Annotated in this window: 16 protein-coding genes and 1 tRNA gene; 7 read left to right on the top strand and 10 right to left on the bottom strand. The window is 63.1% G+C overall.

Annotated elements, in window-relative coordinates:
- Positions 1-7: 7 nt before the first annotated feature.
- The 3 genes from E0501_RS06315 to E0501_RS06305 all read right to left on the bottom strand — a co-directional run bounded on the left by E0501_RS06315 (position 8) and on the right by E0501_RS06305 (position 3,113).
- Positions 8-268, bottom strand: coding sequence for an acyl carrier protein (locus tag E0501_RS06315; protein WP_137700463.1), 261 nt, complete (start codon positions 266-268; stop codon positions 8-10).
- A 106-nt stretch (positions 269-374) separates the two neighbouring features.
- A complete protein-coding gene (gene lpxD / locus E0501_RS06310; RefSeq protein WP_137700462.1) occupies positions 375-1,466 on the bottom strand; it encodes a UDP-3-O-(3-hydroxymyristoyl)glucosamine N-acyltransferase in 1,092 nt (363 codons plus the stop codon).
- Between the two features lie 30 nt (positions 1,467-1,496).
- Entirely contained in the window at positions 1,497-3,113 is a 1,617-nt protein-coding gene (locus tag E0501_RS06305; protein WP_407943400.1) for a L,D-transpeptidase family protein, read from the bottom strand.
- A 328-nt stretch (positions 3,114-3,441) separates the two neighbouring features.
- On the opposite strand from E0501_RS06305, the gene E0501_RS06300 reads away from it, so the two are divergent.
- Positions 3,442-4,011, top strand: coding sequence for a YcbK family protein (locus E0501_RS06300; RefSeq protein WP_137700461.1), 570 nt, complete (start codon positions 3,442-3,444; stop codon positions 4,009-4,011).
- A gap of 97 nt (positions 4,012-4,108) precedes the next feature.
- On the top strand, positions 4,109-4,801 hold the full coding sequence (locus tag E0501_RS06295) for a GNAT family N-acetyltransferase (RefSeq protein WP_137700460.1): 693 nt from the start codon (positions 4,109-4,111) through the stop codon (positions 4,799-4,801).
- A 52-nt stretch (positions 4,802-4,853) separates the two neighbouring features.
- Here the strand turns inward: E0501_RS06295 and E0501_RS06290 are convergent, their stop codons facing one another.
- Positions 4,854-5,522, bottom strand: coding sequence for a cytochrome b/b6 domain-containing protein (locus E0501_RS06290; protein WP_137700459.1), 669 nt, complete (start codon positions 5,520-5,522; stop codon positions 4,854-4,856).
- Positions 5,515-7,179 (bottom strand): tetrathionate reductase family octaheme c-type cytochrome, encoded by a 1,665-nt coding sequence (locus tag E0501_RS06285; RefSeq protein ID WP_205123455.1) that lies wholly within the window; start codon positions 7,177-7,179, stop codon positions 5,515-5,517. The genes E0501_RS06290 and E0501_RS06285 overlap by 8 nt, the downstream gene beginning before the upstream one ends.
- 176 nt (positions 7,180-7,355) lie before the next feature.
- Between E0501_RS06285 and E0501_RS06280 the strand changes: the two genes are divergently transcribed.
- From E0501_RS06280 to E0501_RS06270, 3 genes are all read left to right on the top strand, one after another.
- Positions 7,356-8,813 carry an amidase gene (locus tag E0501_RS06280; RefSeq protein ID WP_205123454.1) on the top strand — a complete coding sequence of 486 codons (1,458 nt, stop codon included), beginning with the start codon at positions 7,356-7,358 and terminating at the stop codon, positions 8,811-8,813.
- 725 nt (positions 8,814-9,538) lie between these two features.
- Positions 9,539-9,958: a hypothetical protein gene (locus E0501_RS21330; RefSeq protein WP_205123453.1), complete on the top strand. Its 420-nt coding sequence runs from the start codon at positions 9,539-9,541 to the stop codon at positions 9,956-9,958.
- Between the two features lie 98 nt (positions 9,959-10,056).
- Positions 10,057-10,557: a hypothetical protein gene (locus E0501_RS06270; protein ID WP_137700455.1), complete on the top strand. Its 501-nt coding sequence runs from the start codon at positions 10,057-10,059 to the stop codon at positions 10,555-10,557.
- Between the two features lie 3 nt (positions 10,558-10,560).
- Here the strand turns inward: E0501_RS06270 and lepA are convergent, their stop codons facing one another.
- Entirely contained in the window at positions 10,561-12,360 is a 1,800-nt protein-coding gene (gene lepA / locus E0501_RS06265) for a translation elongation factor 4 (protein ID WP_137700454.1), read from the bottom strand.
- 132 nt (positions 12,361-12,492) lie between these two features.
- A complete protein-coding gene (locus tag E0501_RS06260) occupies positions 12,493-13,335 on the bottom strand; it encodes a hypothetical protein (RefSeq protein WP_137700453.1) in 843 nt (280 codons plus the stop codon).
- A gap of 182 nt (positions 13,336-13,517) precedes the next feature.
- Between E0501_RS06260 and E0501_RS06255 the strand changes: the two genes are divergently transcribed.
- On the top strand, positions 13,518-14,492 hold the full coding sequence (locus E0501_RS06255) for an LLM class flavin-dependent oxidoreductase (protein WP_137700452.1): 975 nt from the start codon (positions 13,518-13,520) through the stop codon (positions 14,490-14,492).
- A gap of 79 nt (positions 14,493-14,571) precedes the next feature.
- Here the strand turns inward: E0501_RS06255 and E0501_RS06250 are convergent, their stop codons facing one another.
- Entirely contained in the window at positions 14,572-17,043 is a 2,472-nt protein-coding gene (locus E0501_RS06250; RefSeq protein ID WP_137700451.1) for a calcium-binding protein, read from the bottom strand.
- A 554-nt stretch (positions 17,044-17,597) separates the two neighbouring features.
- Positions 17,598-17,674, bottom strand: a tRNA-Arg gene (locus E0501_RS06245).
- Positions 17,675-17,759: 85 nt separating this feature from the next.
- Between E0501_RS06245 and E0501_RS06240 the strand changes: the two genes are divergently transcribed.
- On the top strand, positions 17,760-19,253 hold the full coding sequence (locus tag E0501_RS06240) for a fused MFS/spermidine synthase (protein ID WP_235857752.1): 1,494 nt from the start codon (positions 17,760-17,762) through the stop codon (positions 19,251-19,253).
- Positions 19,254-19,261: 8 nt separating this feature from the next.
- Here E0501_RS06240 and E0501_RS06235 read toward each other — a convergent pair whose 3' ends face one another.
- Positions 19,262-20,482 (bottom strand): cysteine desulfurase, encoded by a 1,221-nt coding sequence (locus tag E0501_RS06235; protein WP_137700449.1) that lies wholly within the window; start codon positions 20,480-20,482, stop codon positions 19,262-19,264.
- Position 20,483 lies beyond the last annotated feature (1 nt).

Raw genomic sequence — 20,483 nt, 5'->3', positions numbered from 1 at the left:
GGCCGCCTCAGCCGGCCTGCTCGGAGATGAGCTGTTCGATGCCCCGCACGATCGAGGCCACCGAGGAGATATCGAAATCGCTGGCCTGGGGTTCATTGGCGTTGAAGGGCACCGAGATGTCGAAGGCTTCTTCGATCGCGAAGATCGACTCGACGAGGCCCAGGCTGTCGATGCCCAGGTCCTCCAATGTGCTGTCCATGGTCACATCCGACGGCTCCAGCACGGCCTGCTCGGCAATGATCTCGATAACCTTGTCTTTCACGCTCATGGCCAAAGACCCCGTTCTTGGTTGTTGGCGCCCATGTAATGCGTTTCAGGGCAAAGCGGAACAGGCGATTTGCGATATTTGTGTAACGCCGCCGCGCCCGCGCGGATCAGTCCTCGTCCTCCAGCGCGTCCAGCCGCGCCTTCATCCGGGTGAATTCCTCCATCACCCGCGGCAGGCGGCGCAGGGCCTTGTACATGTCCACATGGGTGTCCATCTTGACCGCCGGATAGCCCAGCACGACGCGGCCTGCGGGAACCTTGCTCAGCACCACCGAAGCGCCCCCGGCCACCACGTTGTCGCCGACGGTGATATTGTCGCTGATGCCAACCTGACCGGCCAGCACCACGTTGTTGCCAATCGTGGTCGAGCCGGCAACGCCCACCATTCCGGCAAACAGGCAGTCACGCCCGACCACCACATTGTGCCCGATATGGCACTGGTTATCCATCTTGGTGCCATTGCCAATCAGCGTGGGCCGGATGGTGCCCGCGTCGATCGTCGTGTTGCAGCCCAGCTCGACCTCGTCGCCGATGACCACGCTGCCCAGGCTATGGATCCGGACCCAGGCCTGACCCTCGGCATCGACGGATTCGCCCAGGCTGGCGCGGGCCTGTTCGACCGCGTTGACCTCGGGCGTGACAAAGGAAAACCCGTCCATCCCGATGGTGGCCCCGGGGTGCAGGGTGCACCCCTCGCCGATGCGCACGCGCGGGCCGATACGCACGCCGACATGCAGGTAGCAGCGCGCACCCAACTGGCTGTCGACACCGATATAGGCCTGCGGGCCGATGACGGTGCCCGCGCCGATGCGGGCCCCTGCCCCGATCACCGTGTAGGCGCCGATGCTGACGTCGGCGCCGATCTCGGCACCAACGCCTATGATCGCGGTGGGGTGGATGCCGCTGGTATAGCCGTGACCCTGATCCAGCAGCGCCGTCAGCCCGGCCATCGCATAGCGCGGCCGCGCCGGGATGATCGCCGCCTCGAGGCCCAGGGCCTGCCAGTCGGCGCCCTCCCACAGCATGGCCGCCCGGGCCTGACCCCGGGCCAGGCCGTCGGCGTATTTCGGGCTCATCGCCAGGGCCAGGTCCGCGGGCCCGGCATCGGCCGGTTCGGCCGTGCCGGTGATTTCAAGCGACAAGGCGCCCAGGGCCTGTGCCCCGAGCGCCTTGGCAATCTCTTCAATCGTGTGGCTCATGTCTGCCCCCCTGGTTCTCGGGGGCAAGGCTTACCCCTGAACCGCGCGCAGCGCCACCCCCGCCTTGGCCAGCGCATTCCAGATTCTCGCGTCGCGTCCATAGATGTCGCGGCGGAACTGGGTGCGGCCCTTGGCCTGCGTGTAGGCGGTGCGATAGATCAGGTGCACCGGCACCGGCTGTTCCAGCGGCACAACGGATTCACGGCCCGTATCCAGGTGGCGCTTGAACTCGCCCTGAGGGTCGCGCGTCTGCTTGGCCAGAAGCGTGTAGGCGAACTCGAACGGCTGATGCAACCGGATGCAGCCATGGCTGTAGGCGCGGGTTTCGCGCGCGAACAGGTTCTTGGCCGGGGTGTCGTGAAGATAGATGTTGTACTTGTTCGGGAACATGAACTTTACCAGGCCAAGCGCGTTACGCCGCGACGGCGGCTGTTTCAGCGCAAAGGGAAAGGTCTTGGCATTGTAGGCCCCGAAGTTGACTGCCCCGCGCGAAACGGTGCGCCCGCGGCTGTCGACGATCCGCAAGTGGCCCGCCGCATTGGGGTTGCGCTTGAGCATCGGCAGGTATTCCTTGACGGTGATCGAGCGCGGCACGTTCCAGGTCGGATTGATCACCATGAACTCCATCACATCCGAGAACTCGGGCGTGCGGCGGTCATGGCTTGTGGCGCCGACAACCGACCGGGTTTCGAACGTCACCTTGTCGTTGTCGAGGATCTTGGCCGTGAAATCGGTGATGTTGACCAGCACGTGGCGTTTGCCGCGTTCGGTGTTGAACCAGCGTTCGCGCTCCATCGCCACGATGACCGATTTCAGCCGGTCTGCAACATCCACGTTGATCTCGGTCATCGTGCCGGCGCCAGCAACGCCATCGGCGGCCAGCCCGTGATCCAGCTGGAACTGCTGCACGGCGGCCTGAAGATTGGCATCATAGGTCTGCGACGAGGACCGCCTCAGATAACCCATCGCCATCAGCCGGTTGCGCAGGATCACCACGGCATTGCCCGATTGTCCGGGCTTGAGCGATTTCGCCGGCACCTTCTGGCCCCAGCCACCCTTCGCCAGAAGCCGTTCAAGCCGCAGCTTTTCCTTCATCAGGCGGGCATATTCATGGGTCTTGGGCGGCAGCGCCCGGAAAAACCCACGCGGGTTGCTCTTGGCGAAATTCACCAGGTAGGACACGCGCTCGCGATAGGGCACCGCACGCTTGATCCCGTCGTCGATGCGCGAGGGCACCAGCGCGCCGGTCTGCATGTCCCGGGCCAGTTCCAGGAAGGTGCGCGACATCTCGACCTCGGCAAAGCCGCGGTCGCGGGCGGTTTTCGCCGCCTTGAGCCGGGCCATCAGGCCCTCGGCATCGTAGCGCGCAACCGGAAGCCCATGTTCGTCGGCGCTGGCAATTGCCTCGAACAGTGCCTTCCGGCGGCTGGCATCGCGACCGAACCCGCCGGTCCAGATGCCCTTGTAATCATTGGCCTGATAAAAGGCCGCAATATCCTTATCCCGCGCCGCGGCCTCGGCCACGGCCTGTTTGAATGCCGTCACCTGGGCCTGCGCGGCCCCCGGTGCGGCAAACTGGGAAAACATCACTGTCAGCGCGGCGATCAGAGCATACCCGATCCGCCGTTTCGCCATAAACATCGTCATCCAAACCCCCAAATGGTCTTTTCACGCATATATGGAGGGTCTTGTGGCGCAAACCGCCACATCCTGTCCATTCACAATGGCTTCAACCCCGGCACGAGCCTTTGACCTGATGCACCGAAACACCGGTTTTAACGCCCGTTCACCACAATCAGCATTTTTTCAGCAAAAATCTGCCGAAATTCCTTGCTTACAAAGCATTCGATGTAAATCGGACTTGGTTGGCGATTCGAGATATGCCATACAAGCGTTGCATCTGGGGAAGAGATGGCAGGACACGCGTAACATCGCGTTAACACAGGTAAGTAAGCGACGGGACGGCGCTTTATATATGACTGATACAAGCTCGCTGAGCATTTCGAGACGTGCTCTTCTCGGAGCCTTTGCGGCAACCGCAGTGACCGCGGCTCCGACCTACTCCAAGGCAGCAGGTTTTCTTCGCGGATCGGGTGATATCCGACGGCTCAAGATGTATTCCGCCCGCACCGGTGAAAAGATCGACATGATCTACTGGATCGAAGGCGACTACATCAAGGATGCCGTCCAGGAAGTTACCTGGTTCATGCGCGACTGGCGCACCAACGACACCAAGCACATCGACATGCGCACCATGGACATCATGGCCGCCGCGCACAACCTGATGGACGTGAACGAGCCCTACATGCTGCTGTCGGGCTATCGCAGCCCGAAAACCAATGCCATGCTGCGCCGCCGCTCCAGCGGTGTCGCCAAGAATTCGCTCCACCTCAAGGGCCAGGCGGCCGATCTGCGGCTCGCTTCGCGCTCGGTCAACCAGATGGCGCGCGCCGCGTCGTCCTGCCACGCCGGGGGTGTCGGGCGCTACTCCGGTTCGAACTTCGTGCACATGGATTGCGGCCCGGTGCGCAGCTGGGGCCGCTAAGCCGCGCAAACCCATGGTTTTTCCAAAGCGCCCGGCCTCTGGCCGGGTGTTTTGTTTTTGGGCTGGTGCGTGGGCCGCGCCGCGCTAAGCTGCGCGCATGACACGCACGAATGAATTCGGACAACCAATCGGAGACCCGCTGGATGGCGCGTTTCCCCGCCCCCGCCCGCCGCGCACGGCGATGGAGGGCCGCTATTGCAGTCTCGTGCCGCTGCTGCCTGATCATGCCGCGGCGCTGCATGCGGCCTATGCCTCGGCGCCGGACGCGCGCGGCTGGACCTACCTGCCGCATGGCCCCTTCGCCGACGAAGACAGCTATGCCGCCTGGGTGGCCGACGCCGCCAAGAGCGAGGACCCGCTGTTTTTCACCGTGCTGGCCCCGGACGACCGCCCACTGGGAACCGCCAGTTTCCTGCGGATCGATCCCGGCGCGGGGGTGATCGAGGTGGGGTTCATCAATTTCTCGCACCTGATGCAACGCAGCCGGATCAGCACCGAGGCGATGTTCCTGATGATGTCACGCGCTTTCGACGAGCTGGGTTACCGCCGCTACGAATGGAAATGCGACGCGCTGAACGCGCCGTCTATGGCCGCCGCCAACCGGCTGGGATTTAACTATGAAGGCACGTTCCGCCAGGCCACCCATTACAAGGGCCGCAACCGCGATACCGCCTGGTTTTCGATCATCGACAGCGAATGGCCGGCGATCCGCGATGCGTTCATCGCCTGGCTGGAGCCGGAAAATTTCGAAACCGGCGGCGGGCAGAAATCCCCGCTGCGCACGAAATAAAAGCCCGGGGCACAAGAACCCCGGGCCAGTTGAACAGGAAAACCAAGGGAGGTCAGCTTTCCTGTGGTTTCAATCTCCACGGCTCATCCGCTTGCAGATAGGCCTCTTGTTCCGGGGTCAGGTCGACCTCGTCATAGCCGGTGATCATCGGCTCCACATGCGCGCGGAAGCCATGCCCGACGGTCAGCAGGTAGACATGCACGATGACGAAGGCGGCGATCACATAGGCCGCCAGCAGGTGCAGGTTGGCGATGGCCCAGATCCAGAAACTGGCATTCGGCACCGCCCCGGCCCAGAAATTGTAGGTCAGGTAGAGCAACCCCGTGCTCCAGATCGCCGGAAACACAAACCATTTCAGGCCGAAATAGGTGGCTGCCTGCAACGGGTTGTGCTTGCGCCACAGCACCTTCTTGTAAGGATGCTTCTCGCCCCGGAAGACGCCCCAGGCGTAGTAGAGCGCGACCTGCATCATGCCCTGCAGCGTTGGCACGAACTGTTTCCACGTGCCGGTGGTGAAAAGCCAGAACGTGGCGAATATCCACAGCGCCAGAAGCGCCAGCGCCGCGATCGTGTGCAGCATCACCGCCGGGCCGAACGGGATCAGCGAATGCACGCCGTTCAGGCCAAAACCCGTGACCATCAGCGTCACGATCAGGATCACCTGGGACCAGTGCCAAAGACGTTCGAACCGTGGATAGACCTTGACGATGCGCTTAGTCATGGCTGTCCCCTTTCTTGCCGGCAAAAATCCGGATCGCGCCATGCGCCAGTACGCCCAGAAGTGCCGCCAGCACGATCAGCTTGCCCAGGATCCCGGTCCAGTTGTTGGTGTCGGTGCCCGGCATGAAGATGCCCGCCAGCTCCGCCATGCGGCCATCGGCGGCGTGGCATTCGGCGCAATCCACCGCCTTTTCGGCCGGGGCCACCATGTGGGTGATGGGCCAGTACATGTAGGTATCGACGAACCCGTATTCGCCCGAATACTCGACTCCCGCGGCCTTCATCCCGGCCTCGATAGCGCGGCCCCAGTCGAAATTGGTCCAGAACGCCGTGTCGGTCGTCGGGCCCCAGACATGGGTATAGACCAGGTGGTTCAGCTTGGCGTCATAGGCCTGCCGCCCCTCCATCCGCTTGAACGGCCAGATGCGGCTGATGCCATCGGCCGGGTCGCCCTTGATCGTGTTGACCTCGACGGTTCTTGACGGGTCGATGGTGTAGCCGGAGGTGGTGTATTCCACCTGCCCATCGAACCAGGCGTAATAGGGCTCGACATCCTCGCCCCACTCGAAATTGCCCTTGGTCGACAGGTAGGAATGAAGCTCCTTGCCGTCCGATTGCTTGAACTCGTGCAACGCGATCGGCTTGCCATCCTCGCCCAGTTTGCCGGCGGTCGACCAGTCCCAGACGGTTTTCGTGGCCACGCCGCCCCGGGCGAACTCGGGGATGTGGCAGGTCTGGCAGGCCAGCTTGTCGGTATGATCGTTCAGCTTCATGCCCTTAAGGCTGGCGGGGTGCGGCTCTTCTCCGTGGCAGCTCTGGCAGGTGGCGACATCGCGCCGCGCGCCGGGCTTTACGTCGCCATGATGCGGATCACTGGCATTCACGTCATAGCGCGAGCCCGCCCATTTATGCTGATCGCTCACGTGACAGGTGGAACAGGCCATGTTCTCGCCGTCGGGCGACATGTGCACATCGACCTCTTTCGACGGCATGTAGAGCGCGGAACTCAGATCGCCGTGCTTCACGTTATCGCCGCCGCCGCCATAGAAGTGGCAGTTGCCGCAATTGTCACGCCCCGGCAGGCCCACCGACTGCGCGGCCTTCGCCAGGTCGACGGGCCAGGCGGCCGCGCCGGTGATGGTCTTGGTGCCGGGTTTCACAGGATCGAGCGGCGGATGTCCCGCGCCCGTCGCGGTTTTCGTGTACTGGCCGGAGCGGTCATGGCAGACCAAGCAATCCACGGCGCTCGATTGTTGCGGCGGCGGCTGGTTCATATCCTCCCAGCCATAGCCCGCGTGGCACGAGGTGCAGCGCGGCTCATTCCCCGCGACCGAGCCACAGAAGGCGTTGATCACGTTGGACTTGCCCAGCTTCTGGCCGGTATCGGGATGGGTGAAATCCCACTGGAAGTGGATCGAATGCATCACCTGGTCATCCGCCTCGGTATGGCAGCTCAGGCAGGCCTCGGTCACCTCGGGGCCCGAGGTGAATTCCTTCTTCAAAGCGTCGAATTTCGAATGGTCTGCCGTGCTGGCATGCACGGGCACCACCGATTTAGGTCCTTCGGGCGCCTTTGGCGCACCGGCCTCTTCGGCCAGGGCCGATCCTCCCAGCAGGATCAGCGCCAAGGCCGCCCCTGCCCCTTTCAAATGCGTCAACATTTCATCCCCGGTCCTTTGCGCGTTTCCGGGCCATTTTCGGCAACGTAAACCTGCACAGCAGATATAACTTTGACATATATCAAATCAGGAATGTTAATCTGCCGTTGCGTTTCGCTTTACCGGCCGCCCGGCCCGGCTAGTCTGATCCCCGGATTGCCGAGGGAGGAATGCGCATGTCCGAGATCTATTCACAAAGCGATGCCACCGGGCTGGCCGCGCTGGTGGCCAAGGACGAGGTCACGGCGGACGAGCTCCTGACCGAGGCACTGGAGCGCACCGCCGCCTGGAACCCGAAACTCAACGCCATCGTCCATGTGCAAGAGGACGTGGCTCGCGCCAAAATCGCCGAGGGCCTGCCCCAGGGGCCGTTCAGCGGCGTGCCCTTCCTCATCAAGGATCTGGGGATCGAGGCGGTGGACTTCCCCACCAACAACGGCTCAAAGCTCTGCGAAGGCATGCGCTGGAGCTACGACTCCACGCTCTTAACCCGGTTCCGCGCCACCGGGCTCAACGCTTTCGCCCGCACCACCAGCCCCGAGTTCGGCATCGGCCCGGTCACCAATGCGGGCGTCTATGGCGGGCCCACGCGCAACCCCTGGAACCTCGACCATACCCCGGGTGGCAGTTCGGGCGGCACCGGCGCGGCGGTGTCGGCGGGCATTGTACCGGCCGCGCATGGCAGCGATGGTGGGGGCTCGATCCGCATCCCGGCGGCCTCCTGCGGGCTCGTGGGGTTCAAGGCCACCCGCGCGCGCATTCCGATGGGGCCGGTCGCGTCCGAAGGCTGGGGCGGCATGGCGATCGACGGCGTGCTCTCGCGCTCGCTGCGCGATACCGCCGCGCTTCTCGATGCCGTCGCGGGCCCGGAACTGGGCGCGCCCTATGCCGCGCCGGTGATGGAGGAAAGTTTCGCCCAGGCCATGGCCCATGACCCGGGCCAGCTTCGTATCCGCTATGTCACCACCAGTTTCACCGGCGACGCGCTGCACCCCGATTGCGTGGCAGGCGTGGAAAAGGCCGCGAAACTGATGGAGGATCTGGGCCACGTGGTCGAGCACTGGACCCCCGAAGAGGCGCTCGACGTGCCCGCGATGATGATGGCCTGGACGAAAATCGTCGCCTGCGGCACCGCCGGACGGGTGCAGAAGATCCTGGGCGATCGCAAGCTGGAACGCGGCATGGTCGATGGCGTCACCTTCGGCGCGGTCGAATACTCCAAACGGGTCAGCGGCGCCGACTACCTCGATGCGCTGGGCGCGGTGCATTCATTTGGCCGCCGCATGGCGCATGCCTTCGACACCTGCGACATCATCCTGTCGCCCACGCTGGCCACGCCCCCCTGCCGCGCCGATTACCTCGCGCCGGTCAGCGAGGATTTCGTGGCCTACCGCAACGGCCCCGGCAGCGTCTTCGAATATTCGCCCTTCACCGCGATCTTCAACGCCAGCGGCCAGCCCGCCGTGTCCCTCCCCCTGCACTGGAGCGCCGATAACCTGCCCGTCGGCATCCATTTCGCCGCGCCCTTCGGCATGGATGCGGAACTCATGTCGCTCTGCGGCCAGATCGAGCGCGCCGCGCCCTGGGCCGCGAAACAGCAGGAGGTCATCGCCCGCGGGCCAGATGGGGTGTGACAAATTGCATAACACCGCAACATCTTGTTGCAGCGCAGCATCCGCCCCGCTATGAGGGGCGCACAGATGCACTAGACGCGGTATTGCATGTCTGACGCGCGGGGCCGGTTGCCAATGGGTGACCGGCCCCGTTTCTTTCACTGCTTCAAGGATATGTCCCGCCCGGGCTTGCCCCGGGCAGCGCCCGACCCGCCCCATGGGCGGGCGCTTCACGCCCACCCCGGGCCGGGCGCCGCCCTTCGTGCCAGAATGTCACCGCGAAAAAGAAAGAAGGCGTCAGATGCGCAGACGCGGTCTTTGCATATCCTGACGCCTTCCCTGAACTTCGGCCTTCAAAGAAAGCCCCGTTCGGTTTGCTCTGGCCTTGCGGCCTCGGCAGCGGGATTCAGACCTTGCGATCTGTCCCCCCAAACCGGTTCCGACATCGGGTTGCCCCTTTGCCCCAACCGGCCCACGCGATGGCTTTTTCACCGCCTTCGTCTCAGGGGCCCGAGGACCCCTTCGATTTCGGCCAGCGTCCCCTGGCTTTCAACGCAGGCTTTGGTTCGGTGTAACCTATCCCAACCCCCGCTCAGCCCTGGAAGACCTCCGCGTCCCGCTCCGGGTGTTGCCACCCCTTGCGTTAAATTCAGGCTGACTCGGCCACGTGAGTCGTTCAAGAAAAAAACCTCCCCCTGTGGAAAAGTTTCTGGGGATAAGTCTTTGGAAAGGTTTGTGGATTTGTTGTGGAGGTGGTTCCGTTTTTCCTTCGGTGCCAGCACCTTACCGCCTTCAAGGGAAGGTGCTGGCATGCGACGGATCAAGCACGATCTGCAACTGCCAATACTCACCTAAGCTTTTTCGATATTTCGGACGGGCACGAAAATGCGACGCCCATCCGCGGCACACCCCTTGCTTGCAAGATTTACTTTCATTGCTATCATCAATTGCGGCCAGAGAAGCGACGTAATGTGATGACTTTGGAAGACCAACCTGAATCGGAAGAATACGAGGAAAAGTCAAATGCGACCTGGAACCAAGATCAAGACTACAAAATATTGAAAACTCTGATCGCCTTCGCAAACGGCCAAGGAGGTTCCATCACAATAAAGAACGTTCTTGCGGCAGCAAAGCAATCGATTCATCTCGTATTGATGACGCACTAAACAAGTGGGTGCTGCCTCGCGTAAACGGTATAACGGCAGAATTAAGTCAGAATGGTAGTGTTACCATTTCCGTGGCGGCCTCCTCCTCTGCCCCGCACGTGATTACTAAAGAGGCGAACTATCTAGACGCGAATGGAAAACAAAAATCCGCGTTTTATCCTGGTCAAATTTACGTGAGGCACTCGTCAAAGACCGAGCCGGCAACTGGTGATGACGTGCAACGAATTATTGCTAGAAAAGTCCGCGATGTACTTAGCGCAGTTGCCAATTCCATTTCGTCTTTCGGGGTGAAAATTAGCGATGAAGATCACGCCATTCCGCTGAAAATAGCGGGAAATGAAGGCTTGCTTGAACTGGACTTTGCAGATGTGAATACTCAATACCCACACACTGCAACATCGCTAGGTAAGAAAATTGGAAAAAACCAAAGTTTCGCCGTTGCGGCGGTAAAGGACTTAGGACTTAAGGGAAACCCAAAATACCACTTTGCTTTAGGCGGCCATAAGTATCCCGTCAACAGATATTCAAAGGAGTGCGCTGAGCGAATTGCCACACAGCTGGCCAATGATCCAAGTTATTGGCCTTACAAGAAAACCTGATAGTCACCCATCCATCTTCAACGCCGAAATAAACGCCTCCTGCGGGATATCAACCTTCCCGAACTGGCGCATCTTCTTTTTCCCGGCCTTCTGCTTCTCCAGCAGTTTCTTCTTCCGCGTCGCGTCCCCGCCATAGCACTTCGCCGTCACGTCCTTGCGCAAAGCGCTCAGCGTTTCGCGCGCGATCACCTTGCCGCCGATGGCCGCCTGGATCGGGATCTTGAACATATGGCGCGGGATCAGCTCTTTCAGCTTCTCGCACATCGCCCGGCCGCGCATCTCGGCCCGGTCGCGGTGCACCATGGTGCTCAGCGCATCCACCGGCTCGTCATTCACCAGGATCTGCATCTTGACCAGGTTGTCCTCGCGATAACCGGTCATCTGGTAATCGAACGACGCATAGCCCTTGGTCACCGATTTCAGCCGGTCGTAGAAATCGAACACCACCTCATTGAGCGGCAGATCATAGACCACCATCGCGCGGGAACCCGCATAGGTCAGGTCCAGCTGGATGCCGCGCCGGTCCTGGCAGAGCTTCAGCACGTCGCCCAGGAACTCGTCCGGCACCAGGATCGTCGCCTTGATCCGCGGCTCCTCCAGGTGGTCCACCTTCGACATGTCGGGCATGTCGGCGGGGTTGTGCAGCTCGATCATCTCGCCGTCTTTCATGTAGACGTGATAGATCACGCTGGGCGCGGTGGTGATCAGGTCGATATCGTATTCGCGTTCGATCCGGTCGCGGATCACCTCGAGATGCAAGAGCCCCAGGAACCCGCAGCGGAAGCCAAAGCCGAGCGCGGCGCTGGTTTCCATCTCGAAGCTGAACGAGGCATCGTTCAGCGCCAGTTTCTCGATCGCGTCGCGCAGGTCCTCGAACTCGGCCGAATCCACCGGGAAAAGCCCGCAGAACACAACCGGGACCGAAGGATTAAAGCCCGGCAGCGGCGTCTCGGCGCCCTTCTTCTCATGCGTGATGGTGTCGCCCACCCGCGTGTCGCGCACCTGCTTGATGCTCGCGGTGATAAAGCCGATCTCGCCGGGGCCCAGCTGATCCACCGGCACCATGCCGGGGCGGAACACACCGATCCGGTCAACCTGGTGCACGGTGTTGTTCGACATCATGCGCACCCGCTCGCCCTTTTTCAGAACGCCGTCCATGATGCGGACCAGGACGATCACGCCCAGATAGGCGTCGTACCACGAATCCACCAGCATCGCCTTCAGAGGCGCGTCTCGGTCGCCCTTGGGCGCGGGCAGATCGCGCACGATCGCCTCCAGCGTCTCATGGATCCCCTCGCCCGTCTTGGCAGACACCCGGATCGCGCCCGAGGCATCGATGCCGATCACGTCCTCGATCTGTTCGGCCACGCGGTCACAATCGCTCGCCGGCAGGTCGATCTTGTTCAGCACCGGCACGATTTCATGGTCGGCGTCGATCGCCTGGTAGACATTGGCCAGAGTCTGCGCTTCGACGCCCTGGGTGCTGTCAACCACCAGCAGGCTGCCCTCGACCGCGCGCATCGACCGAGACACCTCATAGGCAAAGTCCACATGCCCCGGCGTGTCGATCAGGTTGAGGATATAGGTCTCCCCGTCATCGGCCTCGTATTCCAGCCGCACGGTGTTGGCCTTGATGGTGATGCCCCGCTCGCGCTCAATATCCATCGCGTCGAGCATCTGCTCTTTCATATCCCGATCGGCGACGGTTTTCGTCTCCTGGATCAGGCGGTCGGCCAGCGTCGATTTCCCGTGGTCGATATGCGCCACGATCGAGAAATTGCGGATATGCGAAAGATCGGTCATGGCCTGCATATGTAGGGGTTTTCGCGCGCGGTCAATAGAGCGCTTGCACCCGCGCCGCGGCACCCGCACGATCCTTCATCTTGCCCTGAAATATCCCGGGGAGCGCGAGGGGCTGGCCCCTCGCTCCGGCGCTCAGGTCCAGCTCAGCACCTTGTGCTCGACACAGGTGATGAACCGCCCCGCCGTGATCCGGTAATTCGTGGGCGAGGTCTCGACCCCGTGCAGGAAGGACGCGTTCATGAAGTAAAGATCGCCACGCCGAATCTTCACCCGGATCTTCTCGAACCGGTCGGCATAGTCGATCGGATAAGGGTAGCCCGTGTTCTCCAGACCCATGTGCCGGCGCACCGCATCGTCGGGGCAATGGTTCCACAGCACCGTGGCGCTGCCCTCGGCGTCGTCGGCGATGCACAGGTTGGCGGCGATGGTGTGCCTGCCCGCGCCGATCTCGAACCCGTCCTGCGCGGCCTGCGCCACCTGGGCGCTGTCCTCGTGCGGGTGCAGCGCCATCTCGCCGTTGTCCAGCCACTTGCGCGTGGTGGCGAAATTGCCGGTGCCGCCCAGGTGCCGCGCCTGACGATAGGTCTTGCCGCGCGCGGCAAAGGCGCGTTCCAGCGCCTCGTCGAAAAAGAGGTTCCGCACCGTCGCCGCATCGAGCACCGAATAGAGGTCGATCACGTGGCCCAGGTGGCGCAGCGTTTCGCGCATGTAGTCCTGGCCGTTGCGCCCGAACTGCGTCGCACCGATCTGCTGGATCTTCACGAACCCGTCTTCGCCGCGGTTGCTGCCCTGGGCCGCGATGATCTCGTTGAACCGCGCCTCCAGCCGGGCACAGGCGTCAAGGTCCAGGAAATCGCGCAGCACGATCAGGCGCACACCGTCGATGCCGCCCTCCTCGATGAACCGCGCGATCAGATCGGCATCGGCCGACGCGCCATCCAGTTCCAGATAGCCAAATGCTGTCTCGTCGAACATCAGTCCCCCACATGTCTGGTCCAACGCGAGCGTTCTGCCCGTCACCAACCTCTAGCGCGAAAAGAACGCCGTTTCCAAGACTTAGGCGAAGAACCCGGGATATTGTTTCCGACGCAACGACAGACCTGACAATGCGGCCGCATTGTCATAGCCTGCGCACGAATTCATCAGGAAAACGCGCCATGATCCCCTATTCCGTTCTTGATCTTTCGCCCATCCCCGAAGGCGGCAGCGCGGCGGATGCGCTGCGCAATACCGGCGATCTCGCCGTGCATGCCGAGGCGCTGGGCTACACCCGCTACTGGCTGGCCGAGCACCACAACATGCCCGGCATCGCGTCATCGGCCACCGCGCTGCTGATCGGCCACGTGGCCAGCCGCACGAAAACGCTGCGCGTCGGCTCGGGCGGGGTGATGCTGCCCAACCATGCGCCGCTGGTCATTGCCGAACAGTTCGGCACCCTGGCCACGCTTTACGGCGACCGGATCGACCTGGGCCTCGGCCGGGCACCGGGCACGGATGCGGCCACCGCCTATGCGCTGCGCCGCGGCCGGATGGAGGACAAGTTCCCCGACGAGGTAATCGAGCTGCTGGGCTTCCTGAACCCCGCCCAACCCGGCCAGCCGGTGCGCGCCATTCCCGGCGAAGGCACGCAGGTGCCGGTCTGGATCCTGGGCTCCTCGCTCTACGGCGCACAGCTGGCCGCGCATCTGGGCCTGCCTTACGCCTTTGCCAGCCATTTCGCCCCCGACGCGCTGGAAGCGGCGATCGAGACCTATCGCAGCACGTTCAAACCCGGGATGACGGACGCCCCCCGCTTCATGCTGGCGATCAACGTCTTCGCCGCCGAGACCGAGGCCGAGGCCAAACGCCTGCGCTCGTCCCAGGTGCAGGGCTTCATAAACCTGCGCACCGGGCGGCCGGGCCCCCTGCCCGCCCCGCGTGACACGCTCACCGGCTCGCCTCAGGCCATCGAGACGGCAGCGGCCGCGCTGCGCGTGGCCGCCGTGGGCAGCCCGGACATGGTGCACGATCAGCTCTCGGCGTTGATCGCCCGGCACGCCCCCGACGAGGTGATCCTCGCCGGCCAGATCCACGACCATGCCGCGCGGCTGCGCAGTTTCGAGATCGCCGCGCAGGTGATGAAGTCTCTCTGACCCCACCGCGCAAAAGGAAGGGCCCGCACCGGGAAAACCGGCGCGGGCCCAGGGTTGATCATAGCCTGATGCGAGGACGTCAGACCATGACCAGAATGTTGTCTTCCATCAGCGTGGTGTTGTCGACGCCCAGAAGGGTCATCGTGTCGCCGCCGCCGAAATCGAAGACAAGGTCGGTACCCACCACGTTGGCGTGGTCGGTCAGAACCTGGGCCGCCGTCTTGGCGCCGCCGCCCCACAGCTGGGCATCCAGCATGAGCATGTCGACACCGGCGTCGGTTTCGAAGTCGCTCACGACGTCGGCTTCGTCCCCGTCAAGGTAGTAGAAGGTGTCGGCACCAAAACCACCGCTGATCTGGTCGGCACCCGTGCCACCGTTGATCAGGTCCTGACCACGGCCGGCAAGGATGATGTCGTCCAGGTCGCCACCTTCGACGCGGTCGTTGCCGCGACCGGCGCGGATCACGTCGATGCCGTCGCCGCCCTGGATCACGTCGTTGCCGTCGTGGCCTTCCAGACGGTCACGGCCACCGCCGCCGATGAGAACGTTGTTGCCCTCGTCGCCATAGAGCCAGTCGCGGTTGTCGCCACCATCGAGCGTGTCGTTACCGCCCAGACCGTTCATGGTGTCCTGGCCGTCCATGCCGATCATCAGGTCACTGAACTCGGTGCCGGTCAGGCTGTCATCACCGGCCGTGCCCATGATGATGTCACCGACAACCGCACCCCCGGTGTTGATCAGCTGGAAGTCCGCTTCCATGTCCAGCGGCGCGTCGACGCCCTGCAGGGTCGCAACCTCGACACCGGCCACGGAAACGGTCAGGTCGCCGCCATCCACGGTCTGCGTCACGATATAGTCGAACGTGTCGAGCGTGACACCGAAGTTGTAGAGACCGAGCGCATCGACACCCACTTCGAAGTCGGTGATCAGGTTGCCCTCGGGCGACACCTCGGCCAGCCCTTCGGCCGCGTAGGACACGATGAACAGGTCCGCGCCGGCATCGCCGGTGAACAGGTTGTTGTCGCGACCGACCAGGATGTCGTCCTCGGCGGTACCGATGGCGTCCAGGCCACGGTTGACCAGCGGGATCTCTTCATAGGTCAGCAGCAGGTCGGCGCCGTAAACGGTTGCCGGCTTGATGTCGCCCTTGACATAATAGGCCACGTCGAACTGCTCGGTGTAGTTCACACCGTTGACGCTGACCGTCCCGGCCTGGTTCAGGAAGCCCGCGCTGGTCGACAGCGGCGAGATGCCACCCCAATCCAGCAGGTTGAGCACGGTCTGGGTGTCGGCACCCACCTCGTACTTCTCTTCCCCGTTCTGCACCGGCGGCTCATCGGCCGGATCCTCGGGGATCACAACACCGGGCAGGTCCTGGCCGTATTTGTCGGGCTTCAGACGCCAGCGCGGGCCGATCTCGTATTCGCCGTCGGTGACAACCGATTCAAACGGCGCGCGGTCAAGCGTGGTGTACCAGGCGTTGGTGAACCCTTCCGCCAGGTCGCCGGAAAGCGGGGTCAGCTGGTCGATCAGCGAACCTTCGGCCGCCGCCGCCAGTGCCGGATCCTTCAGCACCGTACCGTCCGGGTAGAAGGTGCCATCACCGGCGTAGAAATCGCCGACCGACACCCAAGTGCCATCGGGCAGCTCGGTATAGGTGGGCAGACGGCCGATGGCGGCCTCGTTTTCATAGTCCTCGGGGCGGACCTGGTCGTTGGGGTTGTTCGTCACGGTGTGACGGATCACCAGTTCGGCCGCGCTCACCCGATAGAGCGTCTGCGGGCCTTTCGTCGGCTCGGCCGTCCACTCGGTGGGCAGGTCCATCTTGGCGTCCAGCCGAACATCGTTCGGCTTCTTGATCATGTTGCCCCAGCGATAGAGCAGCTTGCCATCGTCTTTCAGCGTGACCGAGTAGTCGGAGCTGTAGGCGATGTTCTCGGTGATCTCGGTTTCGTTCGGCGCAAGAACGTCGATCAGGTCGACCTCGCCGTCGCCGTTCACGTCGCCCACCAGTGGCAGCACGTCGGCGACATACTGGCCGTCATAGGCGCCGCCGACGATGATCAGGTTGTCATCGAGCGGGTAAAGCGCGTCCGGATCGCCCGGGTATTCCTGGTCCGACAGCACGTTCTGCATGACCACGTAGTGCTCGGTCGAGGCCTTGACCGAGTTGCCACCCAGACCGGACAGCCAGGTACCAAAGGTTGCCGGAACCTTGAATGTGTCGGTCGGCGCATCCGAGATGACAATCCCCAGTTGCTCGCCGCCTTCGCCGGTCAGGTCACCGACCCAGCCTTCTTCGTAAAGGCCGTCACGTACTTTCTGCTCGGCATTCTCGAAATCCGAAACGTAGAATCCGAACTCGGTATCGATCGGGTACAGCAGCGTGCCATCGGCGTTTTTCGGTTCAGCTGTCAGATCGATGATCGTCGGATCATCGGCCAAAGTGGTTCCGTCAAAAGAACCCGTCACATCGGCAGTTGAAAACGTGTAGCTCGACGTGAAGGTCGGCGTCGTCTGAAGGGGTTGATCAATATCTGGCAGGGCCATTTCTTCTCTCCTCGCGTGTCCAAGTTAATTGTTTACAGTCACAGTTCGGCTGTTCGGGCAAACGCGGTTCGCGCCCGTCAAAGCCAATTTTCTTTCAAGCTTTCCGGCCCCGAAAAGGCACCGTCACACACAACTGAAAAAGTCCACCCAGCCCGCCGCCGCATGCCATGCCAACGCACTTCCGCCGGGTTACACCAAAAGTTTAAATCGTATGTTCGGGAGCTATCATTGATTTGTATCAAGAAATCCAAATACACGGATACACACCTTCCCGCGCGGGAAGGTTCTGGCCGGATTTCCGGCGTTCACCCCCAATCAGAGCAGCCATTGTAGGCATGGCTTATCCCCTTGGTTTATTCGGGGTTTATGCCTGCAAACATGGAAAACGCGGGCCATCGCAACGGGCGGACTCACGCGTCACGGTTACCCGTCCTGCCAGTAGAATTTATTTGCTGCTACCGCCCCGGAGGAGCGTCGAGGCAGCCGGTGACGTGGCGTTAATCGGCCCGGGCCGGGCGCTCGCGGGACATTCTCGAATCAGGATTCTGTGGAAGTGGCGGACCCAAGAGGATTCGAACCTCTGGCCTCTGCCTTCGGAGGGCAGCGCTCTATCCAGCTGAGCTATGGGTCCATCGGGGTCCGTATAGCCGCCCCGCCGCCGCCCCGCAATCACGAAATCGCTGGACTTCGACGCACATCGCATGAAACTGCCGCGCATGATCGCTCGTCCCATCCCGCTCTGGCTTCTGGTCACGCTGCAAGGCGCGGTTTCCGCCGCCTCGCTGGTGGTTGAAATCGTGGCCGGTCGGATGCTGGCCCCCTATGTCGGCATGTCGCTTTATACCTGGACCTCGATCATCGCGGTGGTGCTGGCCGGCTTTTCGCTGGGTCACTGGTGGGGCGGCCGCCTGGCCGAACACGAGGGGCCCCGGGCACTGGCGCGCACCGGCTGGGCGATGGTGGGCGCGGCCCTTACCACCGCCACGGCGCTGGTTCTGCTGCAGGCGATTGCCGGGCCGGTCCTGTCGGCGCTGGCCCATCCCGTCTGGGGCATCACCGTGCTGACTATGGCGGTGTTTTTCCTGCCCTCGTTCTTTGCCGGGGTCCCTGCCCCGGTGCTGGCCAAGATCGCGGTCGATTCCCATGCCCGCCCGGGCCAGGCCCTGGGCGCGATGTTCGCCTCGGGCGCGATCGGCGCCATCGCCGGCACGCTTCTGGCCGGGTTTCTCTTTATCTCCTGGCTGGGTACCGCCCTTACGCTTGCCGTTGTCACCGCCACTTACGTGATCGCCGCGCTGCTCTTCCTGCACCTCGCCCGGCGGCTTGCGCTCCTGCCGGTGCTGGCCTCCTTGGCCGCGCTCGGGCTGGCCGGGGCCTCGTTGGCCGCGCCCGCGCCCTGCACGGTGGAAAGCCGCTATTTCTGCCTGCGCTCGCTCGATGTCTCCTCCGATCCCGCGCGCCCCGTGCGCATGATGGTGATCGACCACCTGACCCACGGGATGAGCGCGCGGGACGTGCCGCAGGTGATGTTCACCGAACATGCGGCGATGCTCGATGCGCTGGCCCGCATCCGCGCGCCGCGCGATGATTTTTCGTCTTTCTTCATCGGCGGCGGCAATTACGCGATCCCCCGCGCCTTTGCGCTTCATGGCACCGGCCCCCGCGTGGTGGCCGAGATCGACCCGGGCGTCACCGAAATGGCCGTGCGCGATTTCTGGTTCGAACCCGCCACCGCCACGATCCTGCACCAGGACGCCCGCCGCGCCCTGCGCGAAGATGACCGCCGCTATGACGTGATCATCGGCGACGCCTTCACCGATGTCGCCGTGCCCGCTCATCTTGTCACCCGCGAGTTCTTCGAGCTGGTCGCAAGCCGGCTGACCGACGAGGGCAGCTTCCTGATGAACGTGATCGACTACCAGGACCGGCTTCAGGCGCTGGCCTCGGTCGCGCGCACGCTGGCTGCCGTGTTCCCCTCGGTCGAGATCTGGACCAACACCGCCCCGCCCCGGCCCGGCGCGCGGGTGGTGTTCGTCATCGCCGCCGGCCGGACTCCGACCGAGGGCGCGCGCTTTACCGTGCCGGCCCCCGATCGCAACACCTTCGGCGCGATGGATCCGGCATGGGTGGCGCAGCTGATCGACACACGCGGCACCCTTCTGACCGATGATTACGCGCCCATCGACCGGCTGATCGGCCGGCCGGACTAGGGCCGCGCTCAGCCAAAGAGGTTATGCGCCAGGTCCAGCGCCTCGACCAGCCCGTCGACCTCGTCTGTCGTGTTGTAAAGGCCAAAGCTCGCCCGGCAGGTCGCGGTCACGCCCAGATGCTCCATCAGCGGCCCGGCACAGTGATGGCCGGCCCGCACCGCGACCCCCTTCTTGTCCAGGATGGTCGAGATGTCATGCGCATGCGCGGCGCCCTCCATGGTGAAGGAAAAGATCGCCACCTTGCCCGGCGCGCTGCCCTGCAGGTGCAGCCAGTTGAGCCCGGTCAGTTTCTCGCTGGCATAGGCCGCCAATCCGGCCTCGTGGGCGGCGACATTCTCCATGCCCAGCTCCATCAGGTACTCCAGCGCCACGCCCAGCCCGATCGTCTGCACGATGCCGGGCGTGCCGGCTTCGAACTTCATCGGCGGGTCGTTGTAGATCACGCTGTCCTTGGTGACTTCCTTGATCATGTCCCCGCCGCCCAGGAAGGGCTGCATTTCCGCCATCCGCTCGCGGCGCACATAGATCGCGCCCGACCCCGACGGCCCATAAAGCTTGTGCCCGGTGATTGGGTAGAAATCACAGCCCATTTCCTGCACGTCCACCGGCATGTGCACCGCGCCCTGGCTGCCATCGACCAGCACCGGCACGCCCTTTTCGTGCGCGGCCTCGCAGATCGTTTTCACATCGACCACGGTGCCCAGCACGTTCGACACATGGGTCACCGCCACCAGCCTTGTCTTGGGCCCGATCGCGTCGATTACCTTCTGCGGGTCGAGCGCGCCGGTGGCATCGGTATCCACCCATTTCAGCACCACGCCCTGCCGCTCGCGCAGGAAATGCCAGGGCACGATATTAGCGTGATGCTCCATCACGCTCAGCACGATTTCGTCGCCCGGCTGCATCCGCGGCATGGCCCAGCCATAGGCGACCATGTTGATGCCCTCGGTGGTGCCCGAGTTCAGCACGATCTCGTCCTCGCTCGCGGCGTTCAGGAACCGCGCGATGGTGCCGCGCACGGCCTCGTATTTCTCGGTGGCGAGGTTCGACAGGTAATGCAGGCCCCGATGCACGTTGGCGTATTCGTGGCTATAGGCGCGGGTCACCGCGTCGATCACGCATTGCGGTTTCTGCGCGCTGGCACCGTTATCGAGATAGGTCAGCGGCTTGCCGTTCACTTCGCGGCTCAGGATCGGGAAATCCCCGCGGATCTTTTCGACGTCATACATC

The sequence above is a fragment of the Marimonas lutisalis genome (assembly GCF_005434965.1).
Lineage (GTDB): Bacteria > Pseudomonadota > Alphaproteobacteria > Rhodobacterales > Rhodobacteraceae > Marimonas_A > Marimonas_A lutisalis.
Note: the sequence above shows the minus strand (reverse complement) of the source record. Positions and strands in the feature narration are given on the sequence as shown.

What these genes read in the sequence shown, in the direction of transcription:
- E0501_RS06305 (WP_407943400.1), bottom strand. Translation starts at nt 3,113, where the DNA reads ATGACGATGTTTATGGCGAAACGGCGGATCGGGTATGCTCTGATCGCC.
- E0501_RS06240 (WP_235857752.1), top strand. Translation starts at nt 17,760, where the DNA reads ATGATCGCTCGTCCCATCCCGCTCTGGCTTCTGGTCACGCTGCAAGGC.
- E0501_RS06295 (WP_137700460.1), top strand. Translation starts at nt 4,109, where the DNA reads ATGACACGCACGAATGAATTCGGACAACCAATCGGAGACCCGCTGGAT.
- E0501_RS06255 (WP_137700452.1), top strand. Translation starts at nt 13,518, where the DNA reads ATGATCCCCTATTCCGTTCTTGATCTTTCGCCCATCCCCGAAGGCGGC.
- E0501_RS06235 (WP_137700449.1), bottom strand. Translation starts at nt 20,482, where the DNA reads ATGTATGACGTCGAAAAGATCCGCGGGGATTTCCCGATCCTGAGCCGC.
- lpxD (WP_137700462.1), bottom strand. Translation starts at nt 1,466, where the DNA reads ATGAGCCACACGATTGAAGAGATTGCCAAGGCGCTCGGGGCACAGGCC.
- E0501_RS06315 (WP_137700463.1), bottom strand. Translation starts at nt 268, where the DNA reads ATGAGCGTGAAAGACAAGGTTATCGAGATCATTGCCGAGCAGGCCGTG.
- E0501_RS06280 (WP_205123454.1), top strand. Translation starts at nt 7,356, where the DNA reads ATGTCCGAGATCTATTCACAAAGCGATGCCACCGGGCTGGCCGCGCTG.
- E0501_RS06250 (WP_137700451.1), bottom strand. Translation starts at nt 17,043, where the DNA reads ATGGCCCTGCCAGATATTGATCAACCCCTTCAGACGACGCCGACCTTC.
- lepA (WP_137700454.1), bottom strand. Translation starts at nt 12,360, where the DNA reads ATGACCGATCTTTCGCATATCCGCAATTTCTCGATCGTGGCGCATATC.
- E0501_RS06290 (WP_137700459.1), bottom strand. Translation starts at nt 5,522, where the DNA reads ATGACTAAGCGCATCGTCAAGGTCTATCCACGGTTCGAACGTCTTTGG.
- E0501_RS06260 (WP_137700453.1), bottom strand. Translation starts at nt 13,335, where the DNA reads ATGTTCGACGAGACAGCATTTGGCTATCTGGAACTGGATGGCGCGTCG.
- E0501_RS06300 (WP_137700461.1), top strand. Translation starts at nt 3,442, where the DNA reads ATGACTGATACAAGCTCGCTGAGCATTTCGAGACGTGCTCTTCTCGGA.